This is a genomic window from uncultured Jatrophihabitans sp. (assembly GCF_964251945.1).
Classification (GTDB): Bacteria; Actinomycetota; Actinomycetes; order Mycobacteriales; family Jatrophihabitantaceae; genus Jatrophihabitans.
In genome coordinates this window covers 820,232-834,980 of the sequence record NZ_CAXULP010000001.1, presented here as the reverse complement: position 1 = coordinate 834,980, position 14,749 = coordinate 820,232, and the positions used below count along the sequence as shown (strand labels likewise).

The window sequence follows — 14,749 nt, the reverse complement described above, 5'->3', positions numbered from 1 at the left end:
ACAATTCCGGGACGCGGGCTCGCGCGTCTTCAGTATCGCCCGCCGTGCCAACAGCAGGCGCTACAAGATTCGGACCCGGTTGATCGGCCAGATGATCGCGAACGCCCGCCCCAACACGCTCTTGATCGGGATCGGGCCGAACACCCTGCTGTCGTCGGAGTCGCATCGGTTGTCACCCATGACGAAGATATCCTTCGCGGGGACGGTCCAAGAGGTGCGCCCGTCCAGCGGACGGGTGGCGTTCTCCCCGCACTTCTGGTTGACGTAACTCTCTTCTATGTGCAGGCCATTTAGATATACCTGACCGCCTGATAATTGGACTTTGTCGCCGGGCAGGCCGATCACTCGTTTGATGAGCACCTTGTCCGGCGCCGACACCCCGGGCGGCCGGTCGAACACGACGATGTCGCCCTCGCTGGGAGTCCCCGAGCGGTAGGACAGCTTGTTGACGAGGATGTGGTCGTCGTTGCAGCCGGTGCAGCCATGCAGCGTCGGCTCCATCGACTCGGACGGGATGTAGTACGGCTGCACGACGTAAACCCGAAGCAACACCGCGCCCGTGGCCACGATGGCGACGATGATGGCAAGGCGAAGACCGCGCCGCAGCCAGCCCGCGCCACCGGCGCCTTTCTTGGCGCCGCCGGACGCCTGCGCCGTGGTGGACTTGTCTTCCTTAGCCTTTGCGCGTTCGGCTTTGCGGTCGGGCTTCTGCTGGCCCTCGGCCGTCTTCACGTCGGCTTTCGCCTGCGTTTTCGAGGTCTTCGCAGCGGGCTTCGCTGCTGTTTTCGGGTCGGCCTGCGTCTGGTCCGCAGGCGGCGCCTTCGTCAGGGCAACCGCGGACGGGCTGCCGGAAGCGCTGTCGGCCGCGCGGCCGGCCACGCCGCCGGTGCGGTTGACCGGCGCAGGCGCGGCGGGGCGCGGCGCCGCGCGACTCACGGCCCCATTCACCGAGCTGCTTGTGGCACGGCCGCCGACGACGGCCGGCGTCGGCCGTGGCGAGGCGACCGGCGCGGAGCGGCGGGGGTGGCGGCGCGTCGGCTCGTCGTCGGGCTGGGCCTCGCTCGCTGCCAGGAATCGGGCGAAGCGCGTCTGCTCGTCATCGGCCGGGGCAGGACGGGGTCGAGCTCCGTTCGGCGCCGGGCGCGGACCGGCTCGCCGCGCCGCCGGCTGGTCGCTGCCGTGAGAGGCGGCGTGCCTCGGGCCCGGTAGGGTCGCCGCGCCTTCCGCGCCGACTGACACGCTGCGGCCGTTGCGCGTGCTGCCGTTACGAGGTTCATCCGCCGTTATGGTTACTGGTGCGGCATCACCGTGGGTGACCGGGTCGACAGAGGCCGTCGACGGGCGCGGGCGCGGCCGCTGGCCCGTTGACGCCACGCGTGGACCCGTGTCATCGGTCACCTGCGTACGGTAACCGCTTCCGTGTCAACCCGCGCCCTCAACCCGCTATCGACGAGAGGGGACTTGGGCATTTCCTCAGGCCGATTTCGACGCGTCCCGGCGTGGCCGGGGTCGCGTTCGGGTGCCGGCTGCCGGCCGCCCAGGGTGCACTGCGTGCGGCGCGCCGGGCGCCGGTCGTGGCCGCCGTGGCGCCGATTCGACTGGCGGCGCAGACGCGCGACCGGACAACGGCGTCACCGAGGCGAGCACGCCAGGCTGCGGCGAGCGGGCCGCTGCGGGCTGGTTCGACTCCCGGGTCGATACGTGTCTCGCTGGCTCGGGGCGCGGCTGAACAACGGTCCCGCGACGCTCACCCGCTGGCTGATGCCGGGACTGCTCGCCGTCCGGTGAGCTGTGCGGGACACGCCCGACGATCGCAGCATGCTTCGGAATCCAGGGCGAGGCGGGGCTCGTCGGGCGCGCCGCGGCGTGACCCGCCGAACGCGCTGGACGACGCCACGGCCGCAGCCGCCCTGGCGCTCGCACAACCGGCATGGAAGCGGCGACGGTGCCCGTGCCCGTGCCCGCGCCGCTCCTGGCGGTGTCGTCTTCTGCCGGCTGTGGCGGACGTGGGCGGCGCGGACGTTCGTGGGACGGCCGCGGCGACGGCCGCGACACCACCGGCACGGTGTCGTGCGTCACGAACAGAGCGTAACCACACCGAACCGGGGTTTATCCGATATCTGCGGGCGAGTCGCCCCGATCTGCCGAGCAGGCGCACGCCTATCGGCCCCGTAGTCTCGCCAAGTGCCCAGCAGATCGCCGCGATCCGCGCCGGTGCGCCCGATGCGGGTGGGCTCGGTGCGCGGCGTGCCGATCTTGGTCGCGCCATCCTGGCTGCTTGTCGCCGTGCTGCTGACCGCCGTTTACACGCCGGTGCTGCGCAATGCCGTCGACGGACTCGGCGCGGGCGCGGCGACCGTGGCGGCGCTTGGCTTCGCCGTCGTGTTCGCCGGCTGCGTGCTGCTGCACGAGGTGGGCCATTCGCTGGTGAGCATCGCCCTCGGCCACCGAGTCCGCAGCATCACGCTGTTCGCCCTGGGCGGCGTCTCCGAGATCGACGGCGAGCCGGACCGGGCCCGTGACGAGTTGCTGATCTCGGCGGCCGGGCCGCTGGTGTCGGTCGGCATCGCCGCCGCCGCCTGGGGGTTGTGGCAGCTGACGCCGGACTACTCGTTGCTTGGCGCGTTCGCGGCGTTGCTGTGCTGGAGCAACGCCGTGCTCGCCGCCTTCAACCTGCTTCCCGGCCTGCCGCTCGACGGCGGCCGGTTGCTCCGCGCCGCGGTGTTCGGGCTGGGTGCGTCCCGGTTGTCGGCGACGCGGGTTGCCGCCTGGGTCGGCCGGCTGGTCGCGTTGGCCGTCGTGGCGTCCGCGTTCTTCGTCGAACGCGGGACCGGCGGGGTGGCTGCGGCGGTGATGAGCGTCGCGCTCGGCGCGTACCTGTGGTTCGGTGCCGGCCAGGCTGTGGTGGGCGCCAGCGTCACCGCGCGGCTGCCGGGCATCGACGTCGCCGCGCTGCTGCGGCCCGGGCTGTTCGTCCGCGCGGATGTGTCGGTGGCCGAGGCGCTGCGCCAGGCGCGCGCCACCGGCGCGCAGGGCCTTGTCCTGCTTGACGCCGCCGACCGGCCGAGCGCGTTGGTGGACGAGGTGCTGATCTCGGCCGTGCCGCTCGAGCGGCAGGCCTGGACCCCGGTGTCGAGCGTCGCACGCCCGCTGACAGCCGAGCTCACCGTGCCGGCGACGATCGCGCCGAGTGAGCTGCTCGAGCACATCCAGGCGGCGCCCGCCCGCGAGTACCTCGTCGTGGACGGCGCCGGCGCGCCGGTCGGCTTGCTGAACGCCCGCGACTTCGCCCGTCAGCTGACCGGCGCGCGGGGCGGGACGTGAACTCCGCGCCCGGGTCTGGGCCGTTCGCCGAGGGGGAGCGGGTTCAGCTGTCCGATCCCAAGGGCCGGTTGCACACGGTCACGCTGACGACGGGCAAACAATTTCACACCCACCGCGGCGCGATCGAGCACGACGCGCTGATCGGCGCGCCGGAGGGCAGCGTCGTGTCCTCGACGTCCGGCACGCAGTACCTCGCGCTGCGCCCGCTGCTGATCGACTTCGTCTTGTCGATGCCGCGGGGCGCCGCCGTCATCTACCCCAAGGACGCCGCGCAGATCGTGACAATGGGCGACATCTGCCCGGGCGCGGTGGTGCTCGAGGCGGGGGCCGGCTCCGGGTCGCTCACCTGTGCGCTGCTGCGCGCCGTCGGCCCGAGCGGGCGGGTGCTGTCCTACGAGGTCCGTGACGACCATGCCGACGTCGCGGTCCGCAACGTCGAGACGTTCTTCGGCGAGCAGCCGGAGAACTGGACGCTGCGGCGCGTCGACGTGCTGGAGCACCCGGTGGACGAGCCGGTCGACCGGATCGTGCTCGACATGCTCAGCCCGGATCAGGTCCTGGCCGAGGTGGCTGCGGCGCTGCGCCCGGGCGGCGTGCTCATGGGGTACGTCGCGACGACGACGCAGCTCTCGCGGCTGGTCGAGGCGCTGCGCGCGCACGGCGGGTTCACCGAGCCGGCCGCCTGGGAGTCCTTGCAGCGCGGTTGGCACGTCGTCGGCCTGGCCGTCCGGCCCGAGCACCGGATGATCGGCCACACCGCGTTCCTGGTGTCTGCGCGCCGACTCGCGCCCGGCGTCACCGCGCCGACCCGCCAGCGCCGTCCGACCATGACCGAGAGCTGACCGAGACCTGACCCAGCGGGCGGTCAGGCGTCGGGGCCGGCGACCTCGACCTCGTCGGTCTCCCGGATCACGTGGATGCAGTCGCCCGGGCACTCCTTCGCCGAGGAGATGACATCCAGCCGCAGCGATGCGGGGACGTCTGCCCGGGCGCCCGGCGCTGCGAGCAGGTCGCCGCGGTCGTCCTTGACGTAGGCGAGGCCGTCGACGTCGAACTCGAACACCTCAGGGGCGTACTGCACGCACAGCCCGTCGCCGGTGCAGAGCTCCTGGTCGATCCACACGCGTAACGCCTCGCTCATAGGGCGGAAACTCCTGACGAAATGTGGCCCGACATCGGTTCGGTCACCATCGAGAGTAGTTCCGCGCTGCGGCGCCTCGTCGTGTGTAGGGTGGGATTTCGCGAACACTTCGCGCGACTTATGGGAAGCGCGTAGTCGGGAGGTGGCCGCAGTGGCGCACGAGCCGTCGGACAGGCAAGACAGTCAGCGCGGACAGGGTGACGCCGACCTGCGTCGGCGCAGCGCTTTTCTCGAGCAGGAAGTCGAGCTGCTGCGCGCCAAGGCGTCGGAATCCCCCCGCCACATGCGGCTGCTCGAGGACCGCCTCACCGAGTCGCAGGCGCGCATCGCGTCGCTCAGCGACCGCAACGAGCGCCTCGCCGCGACGCTGCGCGAGGCGCGCGACCAGATGGTGCAGCTGAAAGAGGAGATCGACCGCCTCGCCCAGCCGCCCAGCGGTTACGGCGTGTTCCTCGAGGCGTTCGAGGATGGCACGGTCGACATCTTCACCACCGGTCGCAAGCTGCGCGTGGCCGTCTCGCCCGAGGTCGAGGTCGGCGAGCTGCGGCACGGTCAAGAGGTCATGCTCAACGAGGCGATGAACGTCGTCGCCGCCCGCGGCTTCGAGCGCGCCGGCGAGATCGTGATGCTGAAGGAGATCCTCGAGGGCGGCGACCGCGCGCTCGTGGTCGGCCACACCGACGAGGAACGCGTCGTCTTCCTCGCCGACATCCTGCGCGACAAGCCGCCGCGCGCGGGCGACTCGCTGCTGCTGGAGACCCGCTCCTCCTACGCCTACGAGCGGATCCCGAAGAGCGAGGTCGAGGAGCTGATCCTCGAAGAGGTTCCGGACATCGACTACACCGACATCGGCGGCCTCAGCTCGCAGATCGAGGCGATCAGGGACGCCGTCGAGCTGCCGTTCCTGCACGCCGACCTGTTCCGCGAGCACCAGCTGCGGCCCCCGAAGGGCATCCTGCTGTACGGGCCGCCCGGCTGCGGCAAGACGCTGATCGCCAAGGCGGTCGCGAACTCCCTCGCCAAGCAGGTCCAGCGGGTGCACGGCGGGGACGAGCGGGCCACTGCCTTCTTCCTGAACATCAAGGGCCCGGAGCTGCTGAACAAGTACGTCGGCGAGACCGAGCGGCACATCCGGCTGGTGTTCCAGCGCGCGCGGGAGAAAGCCAGTCAGGGCACGCCGGTCATCGTCTTCTTCGACGAGATGGACTCGATCTTCCGCACCCGCGGCTCCGGCGTGTCCTCCGACGTCGAGAACACCATCGTCCCGCAGCTGCTCAGCGAGATCGACGGCGTCGAGGGCCTCGAGAACGTCATCGTCATCGGCGCGTCCAACCGCGAGGACATGATCGACCCGGCCATCCTGCGGCCCGGCCGGCTGGACGTGAAGATCAAGATCGAGCGGCCGGACGCGCAGGCCGCGGCGGACATCTTCGGCAAGTACATTCTGCCTGGGCTGCCGATCCACGACGAGGACCTCAAGGAGCACGGTGGCGACCCGGAGGCCACCGTCACCGGCATGATCGAGCACACCGTCGAGCGGATGTACTCCGAGAGCGAGGAGAACCGCTTCCTCGAGGTCACCTACGCCAACGGCGACAAGGAGACCCTGTACTTCAAGGACTTCAACTCCGGCGCGATGATCCAGAACATCGTCGACCGCGGGAAGAAGATGGCGATCAAGGATCTGCTCACCACCGGCGAGCGCGGCCTGCGGATGCAGCATCTGCTGGCCGCCTGCGTCGACGAGTTCCGCGAGAACGAGGACCTGCCGAACACCACCAACCCCGACGACTGGGCGCGGATCTCCGGCAAGAAGGGCGAGCGGATCGTCTACATCCGCACGCTCGTCTCCGGCGGCAAGGGCTCGGACGCCGGCCGCTCGATCGACAACGTCGGCAACACCGGCCAGTATCTGTAAACCCGCCTCGCCGCTGTCGGGCACAGTGGCTCGGTGACGTTCTGGGACGGCGTGCTGGTGCTCGTCGCCGGTGTGTGGGCGGGCGCGATCAACACGGTCGTCGGGTCGGGCACTCTCGTCACGTTCCCGGTGCTGCTGGCCGTCGGGCTGCCGCCGGTGTCGGCCAACGTCACGAACGCGGTCGGGCTGTTCCCCGGCTCGTTCGTCGGCGCGTACGGCTACCGCCGCGAACTCGCAGGGCAGCGCAGCCGCGTGATCACCCTGGGCGCCGCGTCGGTGCTGGGCGCGGTCGTCGGCGCGGTGCTGCTGCTGACCCTCCCGCCGGGCGCGTTCAAGGCGATCGTGCCGGTGCTCATCGTGCTGGCGCTGTTGCTGGTGGTCTTCGGGCGGCGGCTGACCGCCTGGCTGGCAACGCGCGGCCGCGAGACGTCCGAGCGGGCGACGAAGCCGTTGTGGGTGGCGACCCTCGGCACCGGCGTGTACGGCGGTTACTTCGGCGCCGCCCAGGGCGTGCTGCTGATGGGCTTCCTCGGCGTCTTCCTGCGCGACACGCTGCAGCGGCAGAACGGACTCAAGAACGTCCTCGCCGGCCTGGTGAACCTGGTCGCCGCGCTGGTGTTCGTCGCGACGACGTCGATCGACTGGGCCGCCGCCGGCTTAGTGGCGGGCGGGTCGGTGCTCGGCGGCCTCCTGGGCGCGCTGATCGGCCGGCGGTTGCCGCCGGCCGTGCTGCGGGCGGTGATTGTCGTCGTCGGCGTGCTGGCGATCGTGAAGCTGCTCGCCTGAACTCTGCGTGCCCAAAGGGTCGGCGCAGCGAGCTGTCAGGCCGCTGTCATCGGTGCCGCTGCCAGGTCCGTCGGACGGAGTGTGAGCCGCGGCGCCATGGTCGTGTCCCGGGGTAGGGGGTCGTCGGGCGGTCGGTCGAAGACGCGTCCGCGTGGGCTGGTCCATCGGGTTGTGCCGTCCGGCAGCCGCCGAACCTGCCAGTTGGCGTCATGTTTGCAATGGTGGTGTCTGGCGCAGAGGGGTTGGAGGTTGGCGACGCTGGTTGGGCCGCCGTCGGTCCGGGCTTGGATGTGGTCGAGTTCGCAGGTGGGTGCGGGTCTGCGGCAGCCGGGGAAGCAGCAGGTGCGCCAGTTCGCGCGCACTGTGCCGGCCATTCGTGCTGGTGGTCGGTAGGTGTTGGCGGCGTCGATGACGGCGCCGCACGAGTCGGTGACCAGGCGGCGCCACACCCCGGTCGGGTCGTCGGCAAGTCGACGGGCGACCTCGGCGGGGATCGGGCTGGCGCCGTCGAGATCGGCCGGCTGCTCGTCGAGGCCGAGCAACGTGGACAACGCGACGGTGATGCGCACCAGCGGTCGGCTGCCGGCGCCCGGGCCGACACCCCCGCAGCGGCAGCCTGTTCCGGCGCCCGCGCTGGCACTTGTGGTTTCAGCGGCCTCGCCGGCAGCGCCCGCGGTCGTGTCGGTGTCGGTGTCGGTGTCGGCTTCCGGCATCACCACGTGCGCGAGGCCGGAGTACCCGGTGTCGAGGACGAGTGCCATCAGGGCGTCTACACGTCGTTGGTCGGCTGTGCGCACGATGCCGTTGGCAGCGTCCATCAGCACCCACTGCTTGGCGAGTTCGCACACTCGCGACCGCATCGCCGCGGCCTGCTCGCTGGGCAGATCGGCCCAGAGCTCGGTCATCGCATTGTCCTGGGGCGTGAACACGACGCGCCGCTGCGCCATCCCGTGCGCGCGCTGCTGCGCCACCGAGCGAGGGTCGAGCCGGGCGACCGCGCGCCGCACCGACGCCGCGAATTGCGTCGTGGATTGACTGGCCGCCTTCGGCAAGACCGTCTCTTCGACCTTCGCAGCCGCATCGTCGGGCAATGGCGCGACTGCGTCCGCCAGCCGCTCCGCGTGCCGCAGCGTCAGCTGCCCGTCGGCGAGCGCGCGCAGCGTGGACGGCAACCGATCGACCAATTCGGCCGCCGTCGCGAACTGAGCCGCCACATTCATAGCCGGGACACGCAGAAGGCAGGCGATCTCCTCCCGAATCCACTGCTTGTCCAAAACCGGCGCCGGCGCAATTCCTGGTTCGCCGGCAAGCGCGTGCAGCACCCGAACCTTGGCCGCGTGCAATTGCGCGAGCGCGCGTTCGACATCGCTCAACAATGTCAGTCGTTCGTCCTGCGAAAGGCTCGCCGGATCCACGTTCGCAATATCACGATCGCCGGTCGACATAGGGCAAGTTTAGGAAGCAGGTCTGACAGTAATGGGTGCTTTCCGCGTCGAATTCTTCGCTCGGAGAACCGCTCGCAATGGCGACCCACGACGCAGTGCTCCTCGGTTCGCCGCGGTTACGACGAGTGCGAGTATCTGGTCGTCGACCACCGCCCCGTCTCGTAGCGGCATTCGTCGTCAGCCGGTCGTCCGGGCACCCCGCGTAGCCTGACCTCGTGACGGTCAGACGTGTGATGGGCACCGAGGTCGAGTACGGCGTCAGCATGCCCGGCCAGCCGTCGGCGAACGCGATGCTGTTGTCGGCGCAGGTCGTGAACGCCTACGCGAGCACGTTGCCGGCCGGCCGCGCCCGACGCGCCAGCTGGGACTTCGAAGAGGAGTCGCCGCTGCGCGACGCGCGCGGCTTCGATCTCGGCGGCTCGGGCGCCGGCGGCGCGATCGCGCAGGAGTTCATCGAGGCCGAAGAGGACGCCGGGATGGCCAACGTCATCCTGCCGAACGGCGCCCGGTTGTACGTCGATCACGCGCACCCGGAGTACTCCAGCCCCGAGGTCACCAACCCCCTCGACGCGGTGCGCTGGGACAAGGCCGGCGAGCTGGTGATGCTCGACGCCGTCCGCCGGCTGCCGACCATGCCGGGGGTCGCCGCGACGATCAACCTGTACAAGAACAACACCGACAACAAGGGCGCGTCCTACGGCGCGCACGAGAACTACCTGTGCCGGCGTGAGACGCCGTTCGCCTCGCTAGTCCGGCACCTGGTGCCGTTCTTCGTCACCCGGCAGGTCGTCTGCGGCGCGGGGCGGGTCGGCATCGGACAGGACGGGCGCGGCGCGGGTTTCCAGATCTCGCAGCGCGCCGACTTCTTCGAGGTCGAGGTCGGGCTGGAGACGACGCTGAAGCGGCCGATCGTCAACACCCGCGACGAGCCGCACGCCGACGCCGACCGATACCGCCGTCTGCACGTGATCATCGGCGACGCGAACATGTCCGAGATCTCGACGTATCTCAAGGTTGGCACCACCGCGCTCGTGCTCGAGATGATCGAGGACAACGTGCTCGCCGACGACCTGGTGATCGCGCATCCGGTCCGCGAGCTGCACGACGTCTCGCACGATCCGTCGTTGCAGCACGCGATCACGCTGGCCGACGGCCGCACGATCACCGCCCTCGACCTGCAGGGCGAGTACCTCGACCGGGCGCGCAAGCACGTCGACGACCGGCTCGGCGCCGACGTGGACGAGCAGACCGCCGACGTCCTGAAACGATGGGAGTCCACGCTCGCGCGGTTGGCCAGCGACAGGTTCGGGCTCGCGACCGAGCTCGACTGGGTCGCGAAGCTGCGCCTGCTCGAGGGCTACCGCGAGCGCGACGGCCTGGACTGGAACTCCCCACGGCTGCAGCTCGTCGACCTGCAGTACAGCGACGTCCGTCCGGAGAAGGGCCTGTACAACCGGCTAGTCTCCCGCGGCGCGATGCAGACGCTGCTGCCGCCCGACGCGGCGCAGTCGGCAGTGGCGACGCCGCCCGCCGACACCCGCGCGTACTTCCGCGGCGAGTGCCTGCGCCGTTACGGGCCGTCGGTCGCGGCGGCGTCCTGGGACTCGGTGATCTTCGACGTCGGCCGCGACTCGCTGGTGCGGGTGCCGATGCTCGAGCCGCTGCGCGGCACGAAGGCGCATGTGGGTGAGCTGCTCGACCGGTGCTCGACTGCCGCCGAGCTCATCGAGGCGCTGAACGCGGCCCGCTGAACGCCCCCCGCTGAACGCGGCCCGCTGAACGCCCCCCGCTAACGCGGCCCGCTAACGCTTCGGCTTTGGCTGTGGTGCTTTGCCCGCGGGCGGGCCAGCAGGTTGGCCCGCGGGTCCGGCGGCCGGTCCGCCTGCTCGCGGCAGCGGCACGGAGTCCCGCACGGTGACGTGCGTTGCCTGCAGGGTCACGCCGTCGCCGGCGGCCTGACCGTCCGCGTCAATCCATCGGCCAACCGTGATAGCACTGAGAGTGGCCGTCTTGCCATTGTGCGTGATCTTCGCGGAACTCGAGATAGAGACCACATGAGTGAATCCGTCCAGGTCGCGGACCGTCATCGTATTTCCGCTGACGCCGACAACGCCGCCGCCGATGTGGGCGGCTCGCACGTCCACCGACACCGCGCGCAGCGTCCCGGAGGTGCGCGTGCCGCGGACGACGACGTGCTCGCCGACCCGGAGCGTCGCCGACCCGTTCGGCCCGGCATGGACGGTGGTGCTGCTCGTCCGGACATACGTCGAGGATTTGCCGAGCACAGTCGTCAAGGTCAGCGACGATGCGGACACCTTGCTCAGCAAGCCGTCGGCGTCGTTCGCGCCCAGCGCGGCCGGACGGTGGCCCGGCGCCGCCGGACGGTGGCCCGGCGCCGCCGGACGGTGGCCCGGCGCCGCCGGCGGGCGGGGCTGCCCGCTCGCCGAGGCTGACGGGGCCTTGGGCGAGCCGGACGGGGTGTCGGCGGACGCCGCTGCGACGGCGCCGGCCGCCGCTCCGGCGGTGATCACGGTGCCGGCGACGGTGAGCGCGGCGCGGCGGGTGCGGAAAGTCATTGAGGACTCCTGTCGATCGGTCCGAGCTGGTCGATGCCGACTGTTGACTGCCGCTCTGAAGCGCCGCTGAAGCGAGGGGTCCGGCACGTCTTCTTCAGAAACGCTTCAGCCCGACGCGTAACGATCAACCGATGACCCCGTCGCCACGCGTCCTGCTGATCGAGGACGAGCAACCGATCCGCGACGCCGTGGCCGCGGCTTTCCGGGCAGCCGGCCACGAGGTGTGCGCGCGACCGGACGCCAACCAGATCGAGGAGCAGGTCGACGGATTCCGGCCCGATCTCATCGTGCTCGACGTGATGCTGCCCGGACGCGACGGCCTTGCCGCGGCTCGCGCAGCACGGCAGCGCGCCGACGCGGCGATCGTCTTCGTGACTGCCCGCGATCAGTTGGCGCACCGGCTCGACGGTTTCGAGGCGGGCGCCGACGACTACGTCGTCAAGCCATTCGCGATGGCCGAACTGCTCGCCCGATCGCACGCCGCGCTGCGCCGGCTCGGCCGGGTGCCGACGACCGTCCAGGTCGCCGACCTCGTGCTCGACGAGACCGCGACGGTCGCCACCCGCGCCGGCGTCCGCCTCGACCTGACCGCGACCGAATGGCGCCTGCTCGGATACCTGGCCGCCAACCGCGGTCGCACGCTGTCGAAGACGCAGATCCTCACCCAGGTCTGGGGCTACGACGACTACGACCCGAACCTCGTCGAGGTGCATGTCAGCGCGCTTCGCCGCAAGACCGAACAGCACGGGGCGCGACTGATCCACACCGCACGCGGGCTGGGTTACGTGTTGCGGGCGTGACCGCGTTGCGCCGGCGCGCCTCGCTGCGCGGCCGGGTTCTCGGCGCCGTCCTCGCGGTGCTGGTGGCACTGCTGGTCGCGTTGTTCGTCGTCGTCGACCTCGCGCTGTCCAGCCGACTCGACTCCGACCTGCGCGCCCGGCTCACCGACCGGGTTGCGCTCGCCGAGCAACTGGACGGCGCGCTGCCGGCCCAGCAGCTGGTCGACAGGCTGCGCGGCGCTGGGGTCTCCGCCCAGCTGTGCGACGACGGCGATTGCGTGCAGGCCGACACCTCGCCGCCGCCGCGCGGGGCGGCGGGCGGTCCGGCCGGACCCGGGGGCGGCCGCCCGCCCGCGCCGGCCAAGGCCGCCGCCCGGCGCGCAGCCGCCGCCAGCCAGCTGCGAGTGGACGGGCCGGTGCTCTATGTGCGGACGATCCTGCCGGCGAGCAGGGCCACCTTGACGCTCTCCGTCGACCGCACCTCGGTCAGCGCGACCGTGCGCCGGCTCGTGGCGCTCGAGGCGGCCGCCGGGGCCGTCGCGCTGTTGCTCGCGGCGCTCGTTCTCGCCAAGGTCATCGGCACGGCGTTGCGCCCGCTGGACGCGATGAGCGCGCTCGCGCGTCGAATCGCCGGCGGGCACCGCGGGCAGCGGCTGCAGCTCGCCGGCCCGCGCACCGAGCTGGGCCGCGTCGGCACCGCGTTCAACGCCATGCTCGACGAGCTCGAGTCGGCATTGGCGACGGCGTCGCGCGCCGAGCAGCGCCAGCGGGCCTTCCTGGACGACGTCTCGCACGAGTTGCGGACCCCGATCGCTGGGCTGCAGGCGACCGCGGAGTCCCTGCTGCGCGACGAACTGGACCCGGTCGGGCGCGAACGCGCGTATGTGACGCTGATCCGCGAGACTCGCCGGGCGGCGCGGCTGGTCGAGGATCTACTGACGATGACCCGGCTGGACCTGAGCATGGCGCTGGACCAAGCCGGTGTCAGGCCGGTCGACCTGGTCGCGCTGGCTCGCGAGGAAGCCGGCCGGGTGCGGCTGCTGGCCCCGCAGCTGACGGTCGCCGTCAGCGCCGACGGCCCCGCGGTGGTGTGGGGTGACGCCGGCCGGCTCGGCCAGGTGCTCGCCAACCTGCTCGCCAACGCGCTGACCGCGGCGGGCCCGAGCGGCCGGATCGAGGTGCACGTGCGCGTCTCTTCCGCCGTCGTGGAGGTTGACGTCGCCGATGACGGGCCCGGCGTCGCCGACGCGGACCGCGAGCGGATCTTCCAGCGGCTCGTTCGCGTCGACGCCGCACGTGCCCGCGATGGCGGCGGGTTCGGCCTCGGCCTGCCGATCGCGCGGGCGTTGGCCCGCGCGCACGGCGGGGACGTGCTGTGCCTGCCGGCGCAGCCAGACAGCGGCGCGACGTTCCGGTTGCGGCTGCCTGCCGGCGACCCGCTGGAGGGCGCCGCCGATCGACTGCTCGCGGTCGAGCGCGGTGACCGGGCCAACCCGGCGCCGACGCTCGTCGCATGACGTGGCGAGCGATCAGCCGGGCGCCAGTTCGTGCCGGGTCGCATGGCACCACTCGAGGAACCGGGCCACGCCACGCACGACTCCGGCGCTGCGCACCGACGGGAAGATGTCGAACGCGTGCTGCGCGCCAAGCACCTCGGCATACGCCACCGGATGCCGCGACTGGGCGCGCAGCCGCTCGGCGAACAGCCGGGCCTCGGCCACCGGCACCAGGCTGTCGGCGGCGCCGTGCACCACGAAGAACGGCGGCGCCTGCGGGCCGACCCGGTACAGCGGCGAGGCGGCTCGGTAATCGTCGGGATAGCGGGCGTCCCGGCTCATCACCCACGGCTCGAGCAGGCCGGCCAGCCGACGCTGGGCGGCGGCCGCGCCGGACTCGGCGGTGAAGTCGTAGACGCCGTAGTGCGGCACGCAGGCCTGCACCGAGGTGTCGGCGTCCTCGAAGCCCGGCTGCAGGGACGGGTCGTCGGACGTCAGCGCGAGCATCGCGGCGAGGTGGCCGCCGGCCGAGCCGCCGGTCGCCGCGACGAACGACGGGTCCGCGCCGTACTCGGCGCCGTGCTGACGCACCCAGGCCAGCGCCCGCTTCAGCGCCACCAGATGTGCCGGCCAGCGCGCCTTCGGTGAAAGCGGGTAGTTCGGGGCGACGCACACCCAGCCGCGCGCGGCCAGGTGCAGCATCAGCGGCACGCCCTGGGTGTCCTTGCGTCCGGCTACCCACGCGCCGCCGTGGGCCTGCAGCAACACCGGGGCGTTGGTAGGCCGGTCTCGGCGCTGGTACACGTTGAGCTGGAAGCGCCGGCCGCCTTCGGCGTAGGCGACGCCGCGAGTCACGATGACGTTCGCGTCGGCCACCCGGAACGGCAGCGCCAGCGCCGTCCAGGGCACCGTGTCGTCCGTCGGCAGCGGATCGCGTTGGAGCGCCTCTCGGTAGTCGGGACCGAGCGCCTCGACCAAGGCCGCCTCGACGACGCCGTCCGCCTTGCGGCCGCCGGCGATCAGCGCGGCGTAGGCGGCCAGGTTGGCCGCCGCGACCGCCACGCCGAGAGCGTTAGCCCGCCCGCGCACACCGTGTTGCGCGACGTGCGCCGCGGTGTCCAGCGCGGTCACGGCGGCGAGGTGCGCGGCCAGCTCGGAGGTCAGCCAGCCGCTGACGAACGCGGGGAACATGACCGGGCCGCCGGGCAGTGGGCGAAGCGCGTTGCCCGCGAGGGCGAGCTGGGTCAGCTCGCGGGCCAGGTAACGGTCGACCACCGACGTCCG

12 protein-coding genes are annotated in these 14,749 nt (G+C 71.6%); 7 read left to right on the top strand and 5 right to left on the bottom strand.

Translation table 11 applies throughout. The features are described 5' to 3' along the window. Nucleotides 1–60: 60 nt before the first annotated feature. Complete coding sequence (gene lepB / locus ACFFBG_RS03855) at nucleotides 61–879, bottom strand: signal peptidase I (RefSeq protein WP_375475753.1); 819 nt, start codon at nucleotides 877–879, stop codon at nucleotides 61–63. Nucleotides 880–2,184: 1,305 nt separating this feature from the next. Between lepB and ACFFBG_RS03850 the strand changes: the two genes are divergently transcribed. Continuing rightward, the gene (locus tag ACFFBG_RS03850) at nucleotides 2,185–3,324 is read left to right on the top strand and encodes a M50 family metallopeptidase (protein WP_375475751.1); all 1,140 of its coding nucleotides are present in this window, start codon (nucleotides 2,185–2,187) and stop codon (nucleotides 3,322–3,324) included. Continuing rightward, nucleotides 3,321–4,166: a tRNA (adenine-N1)-methyltransferase gene (locus ACFFBG_RS03845; protein ID WP_375475749.1), complete on the top strand. Its 846-nt coding sequence runs from the start codon at nucleotides 3,321–3,323 to the stop codon at nucleotides 4,164–4,166. Before ACFFBG_RS03850 ends, ACFFBG_RS03845 begins: the two co-directional genes overlap by 4 nt. Nucleotides 4,167–4,189: 23 nt before the next feature. Here ACFFBG_RS03845 and ACFFBG_RS03840 read toward each other — a convergent pair whose 3' ends face one another. After that, entirely contained in the window at nucleotides 4,190–4,465 is a 276-nt protein-coding gene (locus ACFFBG_RS03840) for a ferredoxin (RefSeq protein ID WP_375475747.1), read from the bottom strand. Between the two features lie 208 nt (nucleotides 4,466–4,673). On the opposite strand from ACFFBG_RS03840, the gene arc reads away from it, so the two are divergent. Then, nucleotides 4,674–6,383, top strand: a complete 1,710-nt coding sequence (arc, locus tag ACFFBG_RS03835) for a proteasome ATPase (protein ID WP_375476253.1) — start codon at nucleotides 4,674–4,676, stop codon at nucleotides 6,381–6,383. 33 nt (nucleotides 6,384–6,416) lie between these two features. Further along, the gene (locus ACFFBG_RS03830; protein ID WP_375475745.1) at nucleotides 6,417–7,169 is read left to right on the top strand and encodes a sulfite exporter TauE/SafE family protein; all 753 of its coding nucleotides are present in this window, start codon (nucleotides 6,417–6,419) and stop codon (nucleotides 7,167–7,169) included. A 35-nt stretch (nucleotides 7,170–7,204) separates the two neighbouring features. Here ACFFBG_RS03830 and ACFFBG_RS03825 read toward each other — a convergent pair whose 3' ends face one another. Then, nucleotides 7,205–8,542: a DUF222 domain-containing protein gene (locus ACFFBG_RS03825; protein ID WP_375475743.1), complete on the bottom strand. Its 1,338-nt coding sequence runs from the start codon at nucleotides 8,540–8,542 to the stop codon at nucleotides 7,205–7,207. A 287-nt stretch (nucleotides 8,543–8,829) separates the two neighbouring features. Here ACFFBG_RS03825 and dop point away from each other — a divergent pair, with 287 nt between their 5' ends. Next, nucleotides 8,830–10,365: a depupylase/deamidase Dop gene (gene dop / locus ACFFBG_RS03820; RefSeq protein WP_375475741.1), complete on the top strand. Its 1,536-nt coding sequence runs from the start codon at nucleotides 8,830–8,832 to the stop codon at nucleotides 10,363–10,365. Nucleotides 10,366–10,416: 51 nt separating this feature from the next. On the opposite strand, the gene ACFFBG_RS03815 is transcribed toward dop, so the two are convergent. Then, nucleotides 10,417–11,190 (bottom strand): DUF5666 domain-containing protein, encoded by a 774-nt coding sequence (locus tag ACFFBG_RS03815; RefSeq protein WP_375475739.1) that lies wholly within the window; start codon nucleotides 11,188–11,190, stop codon nucleotides 10,417–10,419. Nucleotides 11,191–11,321: 131 nt separating this feature from the next. On the opposite strand from ACFFBG_RS03815, the gene ACFFBG_RS03810 reads away from it, so the two are divergent. Next, entirely contained in the window at nucleotides 11,322–11,990 is a 669-nt protein-coding gene (locus ACFFBG_RS03810; RefSeq protein WP_375475737.1) for a response regulator transcription factor, read from the top strand. Beyond that, nucleotides 11,987–13,486: a sensor histidine kinase gene (locus ACFFBG_RS03805; RefSeq protein WP_375475735.1), complete on the top strand. Its 1,500-nt coding sequence runs from the start codon at nucleotides 11,987–11,989 to the stop codon at nucleotides 13,484–13,486. The genes ACFFBG_RS03810 and ACFFBG_RS03805 overlap by 4 nt, the downstream gene beginning before the upstream one ends. Nucleotides 13,487–13,498: 12 nt before the next feature. Here ACFFBG_RS03805 and ACFFBG_RS03800 read toward each other — a convergent pair whose 3' ends face one another. Continuing rightward, nucleotides 13,499–14,740, bottom strand: a complete 1,242-nt coding sequence (locus ACFFBG_RS03800) for an alpha/beta hydrolase fold domain-containing protein (RefSeq protein ID WP_375475733.1) — start codon at nucleotides 14,738–14,740, stop codon at nucleotides 13,499–13,501. Nucleotides 14,741–14,749: the final 9 nt, after the last annotated feature.